Here is an 18,178-nt window from a genome sequence, read left to right as displayed (position 1 = left end):
GCGCGCCACCGCGCCATGACCCCCGCCGGGTCCGCCTCGATTCAGCCGCCGCCGCAACCGATCCCGGCGCGGCGCCCGATCAGACCGCGCCCGCGGCGACGACCCCCCGGCGGATCGCGGTGACGGCCTTCGCCGCCGCCGCGCCCACCGGATCGGACTTGCCGGTGACGTCGCGGATCTGGTCGAGCAGGTCCACCACCTGGCGGCACCAGCGCACGAAGTCACCCGCGGACAGCTCGTGCCCGGTGGACTCGGCGGCGGTGAGCACCCGCTCCAGGGATTCGCCGCGCGCCCACCGGTACACCGGCCACGCGAACCCGGCATCGGGCTCGCGCGTGCGGTCCAGCTTGTGCCTGCGCTCGTCCTCTTCCAGCTCGCCCCACACGTCCCAGGTCCTGTCCAGCACGTCGGCCACCGCACCCGACGGCACCGGCGGCGAGACCGCGCCTTCCCGCCGGGTCTCGTAGACGAGCGCGGACACCACGGCCGCGAGTTCCGCGGGCTGCAAGGACTTCCAGATCCCGGCGCGCAGGCATTCCGCGGCCAGCAGGTCCGATTCGCTGTAGAGCCGGGTGAGCCGCCTGCCGTTCTCGGTGACCGGCTGCTCCGGATCGTCCGGCGCCACGTAGTCCCGCTCCGCGAGCAGGCCGATGATCCGGTCGAACGCGCGCGCCAGCGAGTGCGTGGTGGTGGAGACCTTGCGCCGCAGGTGCTCGGTCTCCGAGCGCAGCCGCTCGTGCCGCTCGGCCCAGCGGGCGTGCTTCTCCCGCTCGTCGCAGCCGTGGCAGGGGTGCGCCTTCAGCGCGCGGCGCAGGCTGGCCAGCTCGGCGTCGTCGCCGACGTCGGACCGGCGCCCGCCGCGCCCGCCCACCGAGATCCCGGTGTCCCGCAGGCTCGACGCCAGGTCGCGGCGGGACTTCGGGGAGCGGGTGTCCACGTGCTTGGGCAGCCGCATCCGGCCCAGCGCCTCCACCGGGGAGGTGAAGTCGGCGACGGACAACCGGCCGGACCAGCGGTCCTCGGTGACCACCAGCGGACGCGGCTCCCCCATCGGTTCCAGGCCGGGGTCGATCACCACGGCCAGCCCGGAGCGGCGACCTGCGGGCACCTGGATGACGTCGCCCTTGCGCAGGTTCTCCAGCGACTTCGCCGCCTCCGCCCGCTTGGACGCCCGGTTCTGCCTGGCCAGCACCTTCTCCCGCTCGGAGATGCGCCGGCGCAGCGCGAAGTACTCGGCGAAATCGCCGAGGTGGCAGGTCATCGACTCGGCGTAGCCCTCCAGGGCTTCCGCGTTGCGGTCCACCCGCCGCGACAGGCCGACCACCGAGCGGTCCGCCTGGAACTGCGCGAACGACTGCTCCAGCAGGTCCCGCGCCGCGTCCCGGCCCACCCGCTGCACCAGGTTCACGGCCATGTTGTAGCCGGGCCGGAACGAGGAGCGCAGCGGATAGGTGCGGGTCGAGGCGAGCCCGGCGACCTGCTTCGGGTCCATGCCCGGCTGCCACACCACCACCGCGTGGCCTTCGATGTCGATGCCGCGGCGGCCCGCGCGGCCGGTGAGCTGGGTGTACTCGCCGGGCGTGAGGTCGACGTGCGATTCGCCGTTGAACTTGACCAGCCGCTCCAGCACCACGGTGCGGGCGGGCATGTTGATGCCGAGGGCGAGGGTCTCGGTGGCGAACACGGCCTTCACCAGGCCGCGGACGAACAGCTCCTCCACCGTCTCCTTGAACGCGGGCAGCAGCCCGGCGTGGTGCGCGGCGACCCCGCGCTCCAGCGCGTCGCGCCACTCCCAGTAGCCGAGCACCGTCAGGTCCGCCTCGGGCAGCGAGCTGGTGTGCTCGTCGATGACCTCGCGGATCTCGTCCAGCTCGTGCTCACCGGTGAGCCGCAACCCGGCGCGCATGCACTGGGTGACCGCGGCGTCGCAACCGGCGCGGCTGAAGATGAACACGATCGCGGGCAGCAGGCCCGCCGAGTTCAGGCTGTCCAGGATCTCCACCCGCGACGGCGCGAAGAACCGCGGTGGCCGGGCGCCCTTGCGCTTGCCGCCGCCGGGGCCGCCGCGGCCGCGGCCGTACGGCGAGTGCACTCGGGACAGCTCCTGGGTGTGGCGCAGCAGCCGCGGATTCAGCGTCAGCTCCCGCTCGGAGGTCTCGCCGCCGAACAGGTCGAACATCCGGGAGCCGACCTGCATGTGCTGCCACAGCGGCACCGGGCGGTGCTCGTCCACGACGACGGTGGTGTCGCCGCGCACCGCCACCAGCCACTCGCCGAACTCCTCGGCGTTGCTGACCGTCGCGGACAGGCTGGCCAGCTGCACGTGCTGCGGCAGGTGCAGGATCACCTCTTCCCAGACGGCGCCGCGGAACCGGTCGGCGAGGTAGTGCACCTCGTCCATCACCACGTAGCCGAGCTGGTCGATGCCTCGCGAGCCCGCGTAGAGCATGTTGCGCAGCACCTCGGTGGTCATCACCACGACCTGCGCGTCGCCGTTGATGGAGGTGTCCCCGGTGAGCAGGCCGACCGCGTCCTCGCCGTAGCGCTCGCAGAGGTCGGCGAACTTCTGGTTGGACAGCGCCTTGATCGGGGTGGTGTAGAAGCAGCGGCGGCCCTCGGACAGCGCCAGGTGCACCGCGAACTCGCCGACCACCGTCTTGCCCGCGCCGGTGGGCGCGCACACCAGCACGCCGTGGCCGGATTCGAGGGCCTGGCAGGAGGTGCGCTGGAATGCGTCCAGTTCGAAGTTCATCGAGCCCGCGAACTCGGCGAACTTCGGGTGCGCGCTGCGGCGGCGGTGCGCGGCGTAGGACTCGGCGGGCGAGGCGGGTGCGTCGCCCGGGGCCGCGCGGCGGGCGTTCTCGCCGGTGGAGCGGCCGCGGCGGGCCTCGTCCGCGACGGGGCCGTCACCTCGGTCCTGCTCCGGAGCGGAGCGGTCGTCCCGGTCCTGCTCCCCGGTCGAGCGGTCGTCCCGGTTCCGCTCGTCGGCGGACCGGTCCTCCCGGCTCGGCCCACCTGCGGGCCGGGCGCCCCGGTCCTGCTCACCGGTGCGGCGGCCGCCCCGGGTCCGGTTGCGGCGCGGGGCTCCCCCGCTCCCGCGGGACGCGTCGGCGGAACCGGGTTCCACCGCGGGCGGGTTCTCGGCGGCCGGGTCACCCGGCGAACCGGGGTTCTTCTCATCCGATCCCGAGCGATCCGGATGCGACATGTCGGAGTGCGAACGGCTCACAGCCACCCTGACAGGCTTTCACATCGCACCGACCGTCGTCGCACGCGCAGTGCTCCGGCCACGTCCCGGGGCGCCGAGGTGAACGGCCCGTCCGAGCGGCGTGCGCGGGCGAACGGGCCGTTCACCTGGGGCGAACGAGCAGCTCAGGCCGCGTCGATCTTGGCGGCGGCCGGGGCGAGCACCTGCAGCGCGGCGGGCTGGCAGCGCAGGCTCACCGGCAGCCTGGCCTGCGGTTCGCCGTCGGCGAACGCGGTCCAGCCGTTGCCGCCGCCGAGCCGCACCGAACGGGCCCGCAGCGTGCGCACCGCCGGGTGCTCGACGTGCTTGCCGCTGCGGATCGCGGGCAGCACCCGCAGCAGGTCGGCGCGGCCGACCTCCCCGACGACCGTCACGTCGAACAGCCCGTCGGTCGGGTCCGCGTCCGGGCAGATCGGCACCCCGCCGCCGTAGTAGGGGGTGTTGCCGACGGCCACGCAGGTCGCGGCCACGTCGAGCACCACGTTGTCCGCTTCCACGCGCAGCGGCATGGCCTGCAGCCGCGCGATCTCGTGCAGCACCGCCACGTCGTAGCGGGCGCGCCCGATGGGCAGCCGGGAGCGGTTCGCTCGGCCGTTGACCTGGGCGTCGAACCCGGCGCACAGCACGGTCGCGAACCGCTGGCCGCCGACCACGCGGCCCAGGTCCAGCGCCCTGCGGTGCCCGCCCTGGACGGCGTCGGTGGCGGCGCGGGCGGCCTCCAACGGGTCGGTGGGCAGGCCGAGCGCGCGGGCCAGGTCGTTGCCGGTGCCGACCGGGATGATCGCCAGCGCGGTGCGCGCCCCGGCGCAGACCTGCACCGCGGCGTGCGCGGCACCGTCCCCGCCGACCACGGCCAGCACGTCGACGTCGTCGCTCACCGCGGCGCGGGCGGCGCTCGCGAACTGGGCGGCGTCGGCGGCGACCACGACCCGGACCGCGGAGACCACGCGGAACCGCCGCACGGCCTGCGCGGCGATGGCCGCGGCGCGGCCCCGGCCGGAAGCTGGATTGATCAACACCACGGTGCGCATGGGGCAACATCGTGGCCCACGCCCCCGTCACGTGACCAGCGCCCCTCCGGCGCCGCCGGTCAGCGGCGGCCGTTCGCGCCGAAATCCGGGGTGGACTCGTCCAACCGGACGAGGCCTTCGAGCGCGCGCCACGCCCCCCGCAGCGGGGGTTCCGCGACGCGGTGCTGCTCGTGGCCCGCCGCCTGCGGCAGGTGCGGTGCGCGGGCGGCCGGGCGGGCCGGGCCCGCGCAGGCGCGCTCGGCGGCCCGCACCGGGCTCGGCCACGCCGGTTCCTCCGCGCGGAACCGCTCCTCCGCGAACAGCCGCGGCAGCTCCGCGAGGGCGTAGCGCCCGCCGCCCGCCGCGCAGTCCAGCAGCCCGAGGTCCACCAGCTCCTCCAGCGCCCGCTCGGCGGAGTCCACGTCCAGCTCCGCGAGCAGCGCCGCCCGCCGCACCGTGATCTCCGCGTCCGCGCCGAGCGCCAGCCGCCGGAACACGACCTTGGCCGGCTGCCCGCACCGCCGGTGCGCCGCCTCGAAGGAGGGCCGCACCCCCAGATCGCCCGCGGTGAGCGCGTCGAGCCGCCTGCGCCGGTCCCCCAGCAACCGCAGCAGGTCGGACACCCGCCAGGTGGGGCGCCCGGCGAGCCGGTTGCCCGCGATGCGCAGCGCCAGCGGCAGGTACCCGCACACCTCGGCCAGCGCCAGGCTCGCCGACGGTTCGCGGCGCACCCGCTCGGCTCCGGCGATGCCGCCGAGCAGCCGCACCGCGTCGGCCGGGGCGAGCACGTCCAGCGGTATCCGCGTCACCGATTCCAGCCCGGCCAGCCCGCCCCGCCCGGCGATGAGCAGCAGGCAGTCCGGGTTGCTGGGCAGCAGCGGCCGCACCTGCGCTTCGTCGGTGACGTCGTCGAGCACCAGCAGCACCGCCCGGTTCCGCAGCAGCGACCGGTACAGGCTGGAGCGCGCGTCGGTGCCGGCCGGCAACCGGTGCTCGGCGACGCCGAGCGCGCGCAGCACCACGCCGAGCGCGTCCGCAGGCGGCACCCGCCCGTTCCGGTGCATGGGCAGGAAGAAGCAGCCGTCGGGGTAGCGCTCGGCCAGCCGGTGCGCGGTGTGCACCAGGAACGTGGACTTGCCGACGCCGGGCGCTCCGGTGACGGCGACGGCGGGGGCGCTGCGCGGGCGGCGCGACGCGGCCAGCGCGGACCGCAGCTCGTCGGTCGCACGTTCGCGGCCGGTGAGGTCGGCGATCTCGGGCGGCGGGGCGCACAGCAGCCCGCCCCAGTCCGGGTCGGCCGCGGGTGGCGCGGCCTCCGGGCGCGGCAGCAGGTTCCGCAGTTCCGCTTCGTCGGTGGCGAGGGCCGCCGCGAGCGAGCGCAGCGTCCGGGCCTGCGGGCGCGCGACCCGGCCGCGTTCCATGTCGCCGATGGCGCGGGCGCTGATGCCGGTGCGGCGGGCCAGTTCCTCCTGGGTGAGCCCGGCGCGGGCGCGGCGCCGCCGGAGCACGGTCCCGAAACCGGGGTGCGGGGTGTCGCCGGGACCGACCTGCGCCATCTACCCCACCACTTCTTCCGCAGCGGCGGACCCGGTCCGCCGACGTGCCCTGCCGGAATTCCGACCGCCGCGCTGCGGTGCGAACTTCTTTCCCGACGCCCCCCGGCGCTCTCCGGACACCATTATCCGGTGCCGCGTCGCGCCGCACAACGCCCGGGGACTCGCGATTCCCTTTCCCGCGGATCCGTTGTCACCGGGCGCATTCCGGCCGCTCGAATGGACGCATCCGAATGGCAGCGGAAAGACACTCGATCAGCCGAGCGGCGCCGCCGGACCGGAAGAAATCGGCACCCCGGTTCTTCCGGTGGATCTTCCTGGCCGGGCTCGGCATTTCGTGCTTCGCTGGATCAGGGGGGCGCCGGTCGGGCGGCGTGCGATCGATTCGGGGAGGGATGCGCATGCCGGGGCACCGTGCGGGCCATCGGCGCTGGTGCGACCGGCGTTCGCGATACTTCGGCGGAATGCCGGAATTCGGGAGTTCCGGATCATCTCGGCACATCGCGCAGCACACCGCTCACGTTGAGCACCTCCCGGCACCGGTCCGCGCGCTGACCGGACGGCGGAGTTCCGGGCAGGCTGCAATTCACCTGTCCGACGACTCGCCCTTCCGCCGGTACCGCGATCGGTGTGACCCAGTGGTAGTCCTGGTTCCGGAACGTTTCCAGCGCGATCACGCTGATCTGGCGGCCGCCGAACCAAATGGTGAGAACGCCTTCGTCCCCTTGGTAGTTCGCCAACACCAAGTCGGTGATGAAGAACACCTTGCCCTCCGGAACGATGTACGGCTCCGCCGCGCTGCCTCCGCCATTCGTGGTCACTCGAATGGTCGTGGAGAACTGCCCGCCGTCCGGCGCCGTATTGCTCCCGGGTGGAACCGCTCCGGGCGGCTGGCCCTGCTGCTGGTCCCCGCCCGGTTCCTGCGCGGGCGGCTGTTCGGGTTGCGGCTGCGGGGGCGGGGCGAGTTCGCCGTTGCGCGCCAGCTCCTGCGCCCGTTCTTCCGCGGCTTCCCTCGCCGCCGACTCCAGCGCCGGTTTCATCAGCGCGAACCAGGCGAGCACGAGCGCCAGCAGCAGCGCCAGCAACGCCAGCAGCCACTTCGGCAGGATCGGCAGCTGGTGCAGCTCGCCGTCCAGCTGTTCCGGGTACGCGTCGAGCCCCGGTGCAGGCAGCGGGCCGGCCCCCGTCGGCACCGGCGCCGCGTCGTGGACGGCGATCGGCGAGGCGGTGACGATGAACGGCGTGTGCACCGGTTTCCCGAACCAGAGGAGCTTCGGGGCGCGCGCCCGCAGCCGCACCTCCACCTGGTCGTCCGGGTCCACCCGCAGCCGGGTCTCCTCCAGCCGGAAGCGGAGTTCCTCGGCGGCGTCGCTCGGTTCCAGGGGCACGTCGACCGGCGTGTTGCCCTGGTTGTGCAGCATCACGTCGTAGCGGCCGGTGAGCCAGGCGCGGCGGCGCTGCGGCGCGAGCCACGCGCGCAGCTGCTGGAACGGTTCGATGTGCACCGTCGTCTCGGGCACCGCGGCCAGGTCCGGTCGTTCCACCGGGGTGACCCGCACCCCCAGCGGCACTTCCCCCGCGGGCGCCTCGGGAGACCTCGGCGGGCGCAGCACCAGCGTCACGCTGCCCCGCGTCCCCGGGTAGAGCGAGAGCCGCGCCGGTTCGACGACCGTCCACGGCGCGCAGCGGCCGACGACCTCGAACTCGTAGGCCTCCACGATGTCGGTGCCGTTGTGCACGGTCAGGGTCGTGGTGGCCTCCCCTCCCGGGGCGACCACGATCGTCTCGTTCTCCCACTCAGCTGAGGTGCTCACCCGACGAAAGCTAGGTGCCCCCGGCCGTCCGCGGCAGGGCCGCGCGGGCAGCGGGCGGGCAAGGCGGCTGCCCGCAACGACGCAACTCCACTGCCCGGACCTCCCGGACACTCCACCCGAGGTGAGGAGACAGCGCACATGACCACGAGAGTGCCCGTCGCGGTGCACGCGGGCGATCCGCTGCTGCACGCGGGCGTGACCGCGCAGCTGCGCCCACGTCCCGAGGTGGACGTGCTGAAGCTCGACGAGCACGAACGAGCCCAGGTGTCGCTGGTCGTGGTGGACCGGGTGGACGACGAGGCGGTGCTGCTGCTGCGGCGGCTGCAGCGGACGCCGAGCACCCGCACCGGACTCATCGTCGGCGAGTTCGGGCAGAACGCGCTGCGCATCGTCATCGAGTGCGGGGTGTCCGCGGTGCTGCGGCGGGCGGAGGCCGAGCAGGACCGGGTCGTCGGGCTGATCACCGCCCTGGTGCGCGGGGAGAGCATGCTGCCCGGCGACATGCTCTCCCGGCTGCTGGACCACGTGGGCCGGTTGCAGCGCAATTCCGCCGACGCCGCGCAGGGGTTCAACCTGTCGACGTTGACGGCGCGGGAGGTGGAGGTGCTGCGGCTGATCTCGGAGGGCTTCGACACCGGGGAGATCGCGGTGAAGATGTCGTATTCGGAGCGCACGGTGAAGAACATCCTGCACGAGGTCACCACCCGCCTGCAGCTGCGCAACCGCGCGCACGCGGTGGGCCACGTGATGCGGCAGGGACTGATCTGATCCACCCCGGGTTGCCCGAAAGTCCCCCGCGGGCTTCCCGTTCCGGTGCCTGACCGGACCTCCCGGGTGCCCCTGCCGACGGACAGGATCAGTGCGGGTGCCGAGCTCGGAGGTGGGGAATGCAGGTGTCGGGCGCGTTCCGGCGCGGGTGGATGCGCGTCGGGGGCGCCTTGCTCGGGGTGCTCGTGGTGCTGTGCGGGCTGATCTGGTTGCCGCCCGCGACGGCGCAGCAGGAGCCGGAGGACCCGCCGCCGGGGCGCATCGCGTTCTCGGGGCCGGGCCACCGCAGCATCGGGTCGGTCGACGACACCTCCGGGTCGGCGGACGGGAAGACCTCGGAACCGCTGCTGGCGGAGCGGCCCGCGCACTTCGACGAGGATCCGGCCACCCGCGGCGACCTCGTGGTGTTCACCAGCCTCCGCGACGAGGCCACCGCGCAGGTGTACCTGCGCGACGGGGCGGGCGAGGTGCGCCGGTTGACCGAAGGCCGGGACGCCGCGCATCCGAAGCTGTCCCCGGACGGGCGCTGGGTGGTGTTCGACTCCGCGGAACCGGCCGGCGGGCAACGCACGCAGCGGGACCTGTGGCGGGTGCGGACCGACGGGACCCAGCTGACCCGGCTGACCACCTCCGCGTCGGACGAGACGTGGCCGTCGTTCTCCCCGGACGGCGAGCGGATCGCGTTCGCCGGGAACGCGTCGGGACGCTGGCAGATCTACACCCGCGAGGTCACCGGCGCGTTCGCCCAGCAGCGCACCCGGGAACCGAGCGGGGCCGCGGTGCAGCCCGCGTGGAACCCGGTGGACGAGGACCGGATCGCCTACACCTTCGACCCGGACGGGAACCTCTCGGACAGCTACGACCAGCAGGTGCGAGTGCTGTCGAGCTCAGGACAGACCACCGGGGACGCGCTGCTCGGCGGCGACCAGGCCGCGTGGACGAGCTTCTGGCCGGTGTGGCGGGCGGACGGCGAGTGCCTGCTGTTCCTGAGCCACGACCTGCCGAGCGGGCGGTTCACCACGAACTACGTGTACCGGGTGGACGTGCCGAGCGCGCCCACCTCGAACACGCCGGTGCTCATGCTCGACGAGGTGCGGGAGGTCGACTCCCCCGCGCTGCTGCCGGGCGGGCGGCTGCTGGTGGCGCGCACGACGGCGTGCTGCTTCAACGTGGCTCAGCTGCAGGACATCCGCCCCGACGGCAGCGATCCGCGCAGCCTCGGCGTGGATGTGCTGCACGAGGACCCGGCGGCGGCGGACGACTCCAGCAAGCTGTTCGAGCCGGATCCGAAGTACGACCCGTGGACGCAGCGGCAGTCCTACTCCCCCGACGGCGCGACGCTCGCGGTGAGCGTGTTCAGCGGACCGCAGGGCGACCGGCGGCAGCGCATCCAGCTGGTGGACGCGGACGGCTCGAACCGGCGCGAACTGCCCATCGCGGACCGGAAGCAGGGCGATTGGGAGACCGACGCGGCCTGGTCCCCGGACGGCACGAAGATGGCGGTGGCGCGCCGCTCCCCCGGCGGCCAGCCCGGTGATCAGAACCGAGGCAAGAGCCGGATCGTGATCGTGGAAGTGGCCACCGGCAAGGTCCTCGACCGGGTGCCGGTGCGGAACGAGGCGGAGGACGACACCCAGCCGGTGTTCTCCCCCGACGGGCAGCGGCTCGCGTTCAGCCGCGGGCAGCTGATCGTGCCGGACGAGCAGCGCTACAACCACATCTGGTTCGCCCAGGTCGGCGACCTGGATCAGCAGCGCAACGTCACCGAGCACCTGTGCGACTGCCCGCAGCGGGTGATCGACGACAGCGCCGCGTTCTCCCCGGACGGCGAGAGCCTGGCGTTCAACCGGGAACCGCACGGGCTGTACCGCTACGAGATCGACGACCAGTCCTGTTCGGTGCTGCTCCCGGAGTCCGAGGACGCCTGCCGCGACAAACCGGGGGAAGGGGGCGATCCACCGGAGCACTTCCAGCCGCGGGACCTCAGCTGGTCCCCGGACGGGAGCAGCGCGGTGTTCTCCGAGCGGGCCGACGTCAACAGCCCCGAACACCAGTCCATAGTGGACATGCAGACCGGCCGGATCACCCAGCTCACCCAGGGTTTCCCCGGCAGGCAGAAGGAAGCCACCTGGCAGGCCACGGTCGACGTGAGCGTGTCCGCGCCGGAGCGCACCGACGAGATCGACGTGGGCGACGAGGTGCGGATCTCGGCGCAGATCACCAACAACGGCCCCGCCTCCGCACCGCGCACGACCGCCGAGCTCACCGTGCCGGACGGCGCGCGGCTGACCGGGATCGACTCCACCGAGGGCAGCTGCGGAGAGGGCGGGAAGTGCGATCTGGGCCTGCTCGAACCGGACCAGCAGGTGCGGGTGACCGCGACCGTCGTCGGCGTGCGGGGCGGTGACCAGCGGCTCCGCTGGCGGGCGGAGAGCCGGATGCGGGACAGCAGGCCCGCCGACAACACCGCCACCACCATCGTGCCGGTCGTCGCGGCGGAGCCCCCGCCACCTCCACCGCCTCCGCCACCACCGCCGCCCGCGGCCCCGGGCGTGGCGGTGCGGGTCGATCCGAACCCGTCCTACGTGGGCGGCCGCACCGACGTGACGTTCACGGTGCGCAACGCGGGCCGCTCGACCGCCACCGGGTTGACGCTGGACATGGCGCTACCGCCGGGGATTCCGGTGCGGGCGCTGCCGCCGGGCTGCTCCGCGAGCCAGTGCCTGCTGCCGGACCTGCCGCCGGGCGCGGAACGGCCGGTGCGGCTCCTGCTGGCGCCGAACGCCGCGCTGGACGGCCAGATCACCGGCACGCTGCGCACCACCGGCACCGACACGACCCCGGCGGACAACGTGGCGCGCGCCCCGTACCGGGTGCTGCAACCGCGGATCATCGCGGTGCCGGAAGTCGGTGAGCCCGGATTCGTGACCTCGGTGCGCGGCTTCGACTTCCCGCCGGGGGTGCCGGTGCGGCTGAACTGGACGCCGGGGATCACCGCGGCCGCCGCACCCACGTTCCCCGGCCCCGACGGGAGGTTCGCGGCGCAGCTGCTGATCCTGCCGAAGGACCGGCTCGGCCCGCGCGACATCACCGCCGCGGGCGCCGGCTTCAGCCCGGTCCACATCCCGGAACCGTTCCTGGTCGTCGCGCCCGGGGTGCCGCCGCCGCTGGTGGGACGGCGGTGACCCCGGCCCGCTCCGCACGCCCGCCCGGAACAGGAGTGCAGGCAGCATGATCCACGAAGTCGACGAGGGCCTGCGGTTGCTGCTGGCCGAGGAGGGCGTGCCCGGTTCCGGGGTGGAGCTCGCGTTCGACCCGCCCACCACGGACTGGGCGGCGAAGCGCAACGCGCCGACGGTGAACGTGTTCCTCTACGACATCCGCGAGCAGCCCGGTCTGCGCCACTCCGGTGCGGTGGACCGGTTCGACGAGTCCGGCGAGATCGTGGGCCGGTTCGACCCGCCGCGCTGGTTCCAGCTGTCCTACCTGGTGACGGCGTGGACGAACCGCCCGCAGGACGAGCACCGGCTGCTGGCGCGGGCGCTGCGCGGCCTCATCCGGTACGAGGCGCTGGATCCGCAGTGGCGCACCGGTTCGCTGGGCGAGCTCGGGTTGGCGGTGTCGCTGGAGACGGGCGGGGAGCTGGCGGAGAACCGGTCGCCGACGGACGTGTGGTCGGCGCTGGGCGGCGAGCTGAAGCCGTCGCTCTCGCTGCGGGTGACCGCGCCGCTGGCGGGCGTGCTGCGCCCGGTCGGCCCGCCGGTCACGGAGGGCATGGCGCTGCGCGGCCGGGCCTCGTTCCCGGAGGGGCCCGCCGACGAGCAGCGGCACCTGCGCTACGACGGCACCGGCGCCGAAGGCGACGGGTTCTCCTCACCGAAGCCGCGCCCGGAGGGCCGCCGCCGGATGCGGGGCCCGCGGTGAGCGGCGAGCTGTGGGAGCGGCTGCGCGCGGTGGAGCAGCGGGTGCGGGCCGCGCTGGACGCCCGCGCCGACCCGGACCGCGACGACCCGTACCGCGGTCTGTACCTCACCGAGGAGATGGTGCGGCGGGTGCTGGCATCCCCGTCGGCGTCCTGGTCTGCGGAGCCGGTCGAGGTCGCCGAGCCGGGCGCGCGGCTGGCTCGGCTGGCCGCGGACTTCGGCTTGGACGCGTGGGACGTGGAGTTCCTGCTGGTCGCGCTGGCCCCCGAGCTGGACGCCCGGTTCGAGCGGCTCTACGGCTACCTCAACGACGACGTGACGCGGCGACGGGCGACGGCGGGCATGGTGCTGGAGCTGTGCGGGATGCCGACGGCGGGCGCGGACCGGTTCCGCTTCGCCACCGAGGCGCCGCTGGTCGCGGGCGGCCTGCTGGAGGTGCAGGAGCCGGAGCGGCCGCTGCTGACCAGGACGCTGCGGGTGCCGGACCGGGTGGTGGCGCACCTGCTCGGCGGGGACGAGCCGGACCCGGTGCTGCGCGGCCTGGCGCGGGTGGTGGACGAGCCGGTGGCGGAACCGGCGGAGCTGGCGAAACGCCTCGCCACCGGCCTGGACGCCGGCATCGGCGCGGTGCACCTGCGCGGTGCGGCGGGCGCCGAGCAGCAGGCGGTGGACGCGCTGGCGGTGAGCGGACGCGCGGCACTGGTGCTGGATGCGACGGCGCTGGCGGCCGAAGCCGAGCCCCCGGTGGCGGAGCTGGCGCGGGAGGCGCGGCTGCGGCGGGCGGGCGTAGTGCTCGGTCCGCTGGAATCCTTGCCCCGCAACGAATCCGCGCGCACCGTGCGGCGGCTGCTGGACGAGTCGGAGCGGATTCCGCTGCTGCTGCACGGTTCCGGCGGCTGGGACCCGACCTGGGCGCGGCAGGCGCCGCTGTCGATCGTGCTGCCCGAACCGGACCGGAGCGCGCAGTGGCGCCGCGCGCTCGCCGAGGCGGGCGCCGGGGACGTCGACGTCGCACCGCTGAGCGCGTACCGGCTGGGCACCGACCAGGTGCGCCGCGCCGCGTCGGTGGCGACCCGGCTGGCCCGCTTCGAAGGACGGCCGCTCGACCCCGGCCACCTGCGGGCGGGGGTGCGCGCGCAGAACGGCGCCGGGCTGGAACGCCTGGCCCGCCGCATCACACCGGGCGTGACCTGGGACGACCTGGTGCTGCCCGAGCGGACGACGCGGGCGCTGGCGGAGCTGTCGGTGCGCGCCCGGCACCGGGACCGGGTGCTCGGCGAGTGGCGGATGCGGCCCGGCGGTGGTCGCGGCCGCGGCGTGGTCGCGCTGTTCGCCGGTGAGTCCGGCACCGGCAAGACGATGTCCGCCGAGGTGGTGGCCGCCGACCTCGGCATGGAGCTCTACGTCGTCGATCTGTCCACAGTGGTCGACAAGTACGTGGGTGAGACGGAGAAGAACCTGGAGCGCATCTTCACCGAAGCCGCCGGGGTGAACGGCGTCCTGCTGTTCGACGAGGCCGACGCGATCTTCGGCAAGCGCTCCCAGGTGAAGGACGCGCACGACCGCTACGCCAACGTCGAATCGGCCTACCTGCTGCAGCGGATGGAGTCCTTCGACGGCATCGCGGTGCTCACCACGAACCTGCGCGCCAACCTCGACGAGGCCTTCACCCGCCGCCTGGACGTCATCGCCGACTTCCCGATGCCCGAGCCCGCCCAGCGCCGCGCCCTCTGGCACCGCACCCTCGGCGACGCCCTCCCCCGGGCCGACGACCTCGACCTGGACTTCTGCGCCGAGCACTTCGAACTCGCCGGCGGCTCCATCCGGGCCTGCGCCGTCACCGCCGCCTACCTCGCCGCCGAAGCCGACCGCCCGGTCGCGATGACCGACCTCCGCACCGCCATCCATCAGGAGTACGCCAAACTCGGCCGCCTCACCTTCGACGCCGAATTCGAGTAGGCGCTCCTACGGGTGCGGACCGACCGTGATGATCGTCAGTTCGTCCACTCCTGGGCCGTACGTCCACCAGATTCGCCATGCACCCGGAGTGTGGTTCTCGACGTAGGACTCCCACACGCCCTCACCGTCCGGCCCGGTGATCGAGTGGTACTTGTGGGATTGGAGCCCCGGGTGCGATGGGCCGATGTCGCGCAACAGCCGCAAGGTCTTGCGAACTTTCGTCCACTTCTCCTTGTGGCGCGGCCGCTGCAGATCTTCGATGACCTTCTGCGCCTGAGCGGAGTAAGCCAGGATGAACGGGGGCGCGCTCACTCGTCGTCGTCGCCTTCCAAGTAGTCATCCCGGTAGGAGATGCGTCCGGCCGAGCTGTCCGCGAGCCCTTGCAGCAAGGAGTTGCGGAGCTCGTCGTTCTCCCAAATGATCATTTCGCGGGCGGGGACGCTGGCCATCGGAATCATGCGGATCTCACCGGTTCCCTCGTTCTTGAACACGAGGTAGCGGTCTTTCCGGCGCACGCCCGCGCGCCCGAGCGCGATGCGGGAACGCTCATCGGCTTCGACCTCGGCGATGCGCTCGAAGTCGGCATCGGTTTCAGCTATCGCGCCCATGCGTTCTCCCCTGCTCGTAGGCCTCTCGGCCAGTATGCCACCAGTGGGCAGGTGGGCAATACCCACATGTGCCGGTCCAAGGCCCGCCGAGGCCGCCACCGGCCCCGCGCGGCTCGGCCAGGAAGCCAGGAGCACCGTTTGGTAGACATCCCGACATGGCGATGTGGGAGGGCGGATCGGCGCCCTGGACGGTGTTCGTGTCGGACGCGCTGCAGGCCCGGCTGGACACCTGCTGCGCGGACGGGCGCACGGCCACCGCGGTGGTGTTCGAGGCGATCGGGGCGGTGCGCGACCGGGTGCCGGACGTGGTGCGCGGCGCGCGGGCGCGACTCCGGTCGCCGCACGCCAAGGACGAGGTGCACTACCTCGGCTCCGGTCCGGTGCAGGTCCGCCTCCACCCGGACACCGAGCAGGCCGCGCTGCTGGAGCGGTGGTCCGCCGAACTCGGCGTGCCGATCACGACCTGGCTGCCCCCGGTGCTCAACGCACACCTGCCCGGCCGGGCCGAACCGGAGAACATGCCCTGGATCGTCCAGGACGACGAGCGGCGGTAGCGGCCCCCACGCCCCCGATCAGCACTGCACCACCGGCGGCCGCCCCACGCGAGCGAACGAGAACGAACCTCCCCCGGAACACGCCCACCCCGCGCGCTCACCGATCCCCGGCACTCGCACTCCACCACTGGCGCGGTGGTCGATCCCCGCTTGCGCGGGGCCGATTCGATGGGCTTGATACAGGTGATCGGCCCCACGGGTCCATCCCGGCGTGCGCGGGGCTGATCGCGGCTGGATCATGCACGACCTGCTGCGCGCCGGTCCATCCCCGCGTGCGCGGGGCCGATGAACGACGCCGACACCCGCCTGGTCCTCACCGAGGGTCCATCCCCGCGTGCGCGGGCTGATGTGATCGGGTCCATCGGGGCGATCTCGTCGGGAGGCCCATCCCCGCGGGCGCGGGGCCGATGCACCCCCGCCCGCACACCGTCACCCGCTCGGTGGCCCATCCCCGCGCGCGCGGGGCCGATTTCGCCGAGTCGAACCGCCCGTCCCTCCGCTACGGTCCATCCCCGCGTGCGCGGGGCTGATACTTCTTGAGCTGGGGTTTTGCTTGGCGGTAGGGCCGTTTTCGTTCGGTCTGGTCAGGTTACTCACGCCGCGGCGGAGCCGGAGCGGTGGGCGGCGGCGTCGTCGACGGCCCAGGCGACGTGGCCGTCGGGGCGGATGAGCACGGCCTCGGCGTTCGCCCACGGTTCGGCGGCGCCGCGCAGCTCGGTCCGGTGCCGCCGCGTTCCGGGTGGCAGCGCGGTGCCGGCTCCGGCGGCGGTGAAGTCGAGCAGCACGTGGTTTCCGCCGCGCATCAGGGGGAACAGCTCGCCGCCGTCCGCGAACGCCAGGTTCGGCGCGCGCCGCCCGGTCAGCGGGTGCGCGGAGTAGGCGGCCGGGTATCGGACGTCGAGCGCGCCGAGGCGTTCGGCGAGGGCCCGGGAGAACTCGGGGATGTCGCGGATCATGCCGGACAGGAATCCGCGCAGTGCCAGGCCTTCGACGGAACCGGTGGTCATGAGCGCGGTCTGCGCCCGGGTGGAGTCGAGCAGGTCCGCGCCGACCGGGTGCCGTTCGGCGTGGTAGCCGTCCAGCAGTCCGGCGTCGGCGGTGCCGTTGAGCGTGGCGCCGAGCTTCCAGCCGAGGTTGGTGGCGTCCTGGAATCCGACGTTGAGCCCGACTCCGCCGGTCGGGAAGTGCATGTGCGCGGCGTCCCCGGCGAGCAGCACCCGCCCCCGCCGGTAGGCGTCGGCCTGCCGGGTGGCGTTGCCGAACCGGGAGGTCCAGCTCGGCGAGTGCAGCCCGAAGTCCGTGCCCAGCGCGCGTTCCAGCTTGTCCCGCACTTCCGCCGTGGTCAGCTCGCCGGGATGCTCGGCCACGTGGTCTTCCGGGGCGATGCCGACGAACCGGGTGCGGCCACCGGGCATCGGAACGGCCAGCACGCCGCCGTCGGGCCCGAATTCGCTGATCGCTCCGGCGGGCGGGTCGGCGAGGACGACGTCGGCGAGCCAGCCCCAGATCGTGGTGCCGGTGCCGGGGAATCCGATGCCGGCGGAGGTCCGCACGGTGCTGCGGGTTCCGTCGCAGCCGACGACGTAGCGGGCCGCCAGCCGGTACGGCCCGGACGGCCCCTCGACCTCGATGCGTACGGAGTCCGAGTCCTGTTCCAGGCCCGTGACCCGATGCCCGCGGTGGATCGGCACGCCCCGCTCGCGCGCGTGCGCGGTCAGGAGTTCTTCGGTGCGGACCTGCGGCAGGAACAGGGTGAACGGGTAGGGCGTGTCGAGCTCGCGGAAGTCGAGCCGCGTGTCCAGCGCGCCGAAGTGGCCGGTGGGCAGCGGAATCCCCGCGTCGACGAAGTCGTCGGCGATGCCGCGCATGCCCAGGATCTCGATCGTCCGCGGGTGGAGGGTGAGCGCCTTCGAGTGCGGTTCCGGTTCGCGCTTCGCCTCCAGGACGGTCGCGGACACCCCTTGCAACCGAAGCTCCGCGGCGAGCCAGAGCCCGGTGGGCCCGGCTCCGACGATCACGACGTCTTCCACGAGCACTCCTTAGTCAGTGACCAATGGCCATCTCCAGTAAACTAGGTCAATGACCAAGGCGCAACGAGCGGCGCTCAGCCCGGCGGACGTCGTCGACGCGGCCATGCGGCTGCTGGCCGAGGAAGGCCTCGACGCCGTGACGGTGCGCGCGGTCGCCGACCGGCTCGGCGTGCAGATGAACACCGTCCTGTGGCACGTCAAGACCAAGAAGCGGCTGCTGGAGCTGATGGCGGACGCGGTCGTCGGCACCATCGACCACACCGGCCTGCCGGAGGCCGCCGACGAGCGCGCGGGCGAGCTGATCCGCCGCTACCGGGGCGCGTTGCTCGCCCACCGCGACGGCGCGGCCCTCGTCACCGGCACCCACGTCCCCGAACCGCACACGCTGCGCTTCGGCGAAGCGCTGCTCGCCGCCCTCCGCGAATCGCATGACGATCCCGTGGCCGCCACCCGAATCTTCTACGCGCTCGTCTACTTCACCCTCGGCCTCACGCAGGAGCAGCAGACCACCGGCGACGCCGACCAGGACCGGCTCGCCCGGGCCGCGGACCCCGAAACCCACCCGGCGCTGATCGCCTCGCTGCACACCCTCGCCACCGACACCTTCGACGACCGCTTCGAAGACGGAATCCGGCGGCTGCTGGCAGGAAGCTCCGGCAAGATCGTTGGCCGAGACTCGACATGAACACGTCACCGAGCCCTCAACGCGACG

13 protein-coding genes are annotated in these 18,178 nt (G+C 73.5%); 6 read left to right on the top strand and 7 right to left on the bottom strand.

Annotated features, from left to right (window positions below):
* Positions 1-79: 79 nt before the first annotated feature.
* From ABZ805_RS17970 to ABZ805_RS17955, 4 genes are all read right to left on the bottom strand, one after another.
* A complete protein-coding gene (locus tag ABZ805_RS17970) occupies positions 80-3,208 on the bottom strand; it encodes a DEAD/DEAH box helicase (protein WP_358441197.1) in 3,129 nt (1,042 codons plus the stop codon).
* 164 nt (positions 3,209-3,372) lie between these two features.
* Complete coding sequence (locus tag ABZ805_RS17965; protein ID WP_358441195.1) at positions 3,373-4,278, bottom strand: YegS/Rv2252/BmrU family lipid kinase; 906 nt, start codon at positions 4,276-4,278, stop codon at positions 3,373-3,375.
* A gap of 59 nt (positions 4,279-4,337) precedes the next feature.
* Positions 4,338-5,813: a helix-turn-helix domain-containing protein gene (locus ABZ805_RS17960; protein ID WP_358441192.1), complete on the bottom strand. Its 1,476-nt coding sequence runs from the start codon at positions 5,811-5,813 to the stop codon at positions 4,338-4,340.
* Positions 5,814-6,298: 485 nt separating this feature from the next.
* The gene (locus ABZ805_RS17955; RefSeq protein ID WP_358441190.1) at positions 6,299-7,624 is read right to left on the bottom strand and encodes a hydrolytic protein; all 1,326 of its coding nucleotides are present in this window, start codon (positions 7,622-7,624) and stop codon (positions 6,299-6,301) included.
* A 138-nt stretch (positions 7,625-7,762) separates the two neighbouring features.
* Here ABZ805_RS17955 and ABZ805_RS17950 point away from each other — a divergent pair, with 138 nt between their 5' ends.
* The 4 genes from ABZ805_RS17950 to ABZ805_RS17935 all read left to right on the top strand — a co-directional run bounded on the left by ABZ805_RS17950 (position 7,763) and on the right by ABZ805_RS17935 (position 14,274).
* Positions 7,763-8,392 carry a LuxR C-terminal-related transcriptional regulator gene (locus tag ABZ805_RS17950; RefSeq protein ID WP_358441187.1) on the top strand — a complete coding sequence of 210 codons (630 nt, stop codon included), beginning with the start codon at positions 7,763-7,765 and terminating at the stop codon, positions 8,390-8,392.
* 119 nt (positions 8,393-8,511) lie between these two features.
* Complete coding sequence (locus ABZ805_RS17945) at positions 8,512-11,577, top strand: hypothetical protein (RefSeq protein ID WP_358441185.1); 3,066 nt, start codon at positions 8,512-8,514, stop codon at positions 11,575-11,577.
* A 46-nt stretch (positions 11,578-11,623) separates the two neighbouring features.
* Positions 11,624-12,316: a DUF4255 domain-containing protein gene (locus ABZ805_RS17940; RefSeq protein WP_358441182.1), complete on the top strand. Its 693-nt coding sequence runs from the start codon at positions 11,624-11,626 to the stop codon at positions 12,314-12,316.
* Positions 12,313-14,274 carry an ATP-binding protein gene (locus ABZ805_RS17935; RefSeq protein WP_358441179.1) on the top strand — a complete coding sequence of 654 codons (1,962 nt, stop codon included), beginning with the start codon at positions 12,313-12,315 and terminating at the stop codon, positions 14,272-14,274. Before ABZ805_RS17940 ends, ABZ805_RS17935 begins: the two co-directional genes overlap by 4 nt.
* Positions 14,275-14,280: 6 nt before the next feature.
* Here ABZ805_RS17935 and ABZ805_RS17930 read toward each other — a convergent pair whose 3' ends face one another.
* Complete coding sequence (locus ABZ805_RS17930; protein WP_358441176.1) at positions 14,281-14,586, bottom strand: hypothetical protein; 306 nt, start codon at positions 14,584-14,586, stop codon at positions 14,281-14,283.
* The gene (locus ABZ805_RS17925) at positions 14,583-14,882 is read right to left on the bottom strand and encodes a hypothetical protein (RefSeq protein WP_358441173.1); all 300 of its coding nucleotides are present in this window, start codon (positions 14,880-14,882) and stop codon (positions 14,583-14,585) included. The genes ABZ805_RS17930 and ABZ805_RS17925 overlap by 4 nt, the downstream gene beginning before the upstream one ends.
* Positions 14,883-15,037: 155 nt before the next feature.
* On the opposite strand from ABZ805_RS17925, the gene ABZ805_RS17920 reads away from it, so the two are divergent.
* Positions 15,038-15,436, top strand: coding sequence for a hypothetical protein (locus ABZ805_RS17920; protein WP_358441170.1), 399 nt, complete (start codon positions 15,038-15,040; stop codon positions 15,434-15,436).
* A gap of 593 nt (positions 15,437-16,029) precedes the next feature.
* Here the strand turns inward: ABZ805_RS17920 and ABZ805_RS17915 are convergent.
* Complete coding sequence (locus ABZ805_RS17915; protein ID WP_358441167.1) at positions 16,030-17,466, bottom strand: FAD-dependent monooxygenase; 1,437 nt, start codon at positions 17,464-17,466, stop codon at positions 16,030-16,032.
* 49 nt (positions 17,467-17,515) lie between these two features.
* Between ABZ805_RS17915 and ABZ805_RS17910 the strand changes: the two genes are divergently transcribed.
* Positions 17,516-18,151 (top strand): TetR/AcrR family transcriptional regulator C-terminal domain-containing protein, encoded by a 636-nt coding sequence (locus tag ABZ805_RS17910; RefSeq protein WP_358441164.1) that lies wholly within the window; start codon positions 17,516-17,518, stop codon positions 18,149-18,151.
* Positions 18,152-18,178: the final 27 nt, after the last annotated feature.

Origin of the sequence: Saccharopolyspora sp. NPDC047091, assembly GCF_040643635.1 — a bacterium.
GTDB lineage: Bacteria > Actinomycetota > Actinomycetes > Mycobacteriales > Pseudonocardiaceae > Saccharopolyspora_C.
The sequence above is the reverse complement of the archived record's forward strand: the minus strand, read 5'-3'. Positions and strand labels throughout refer to the sequence as shown.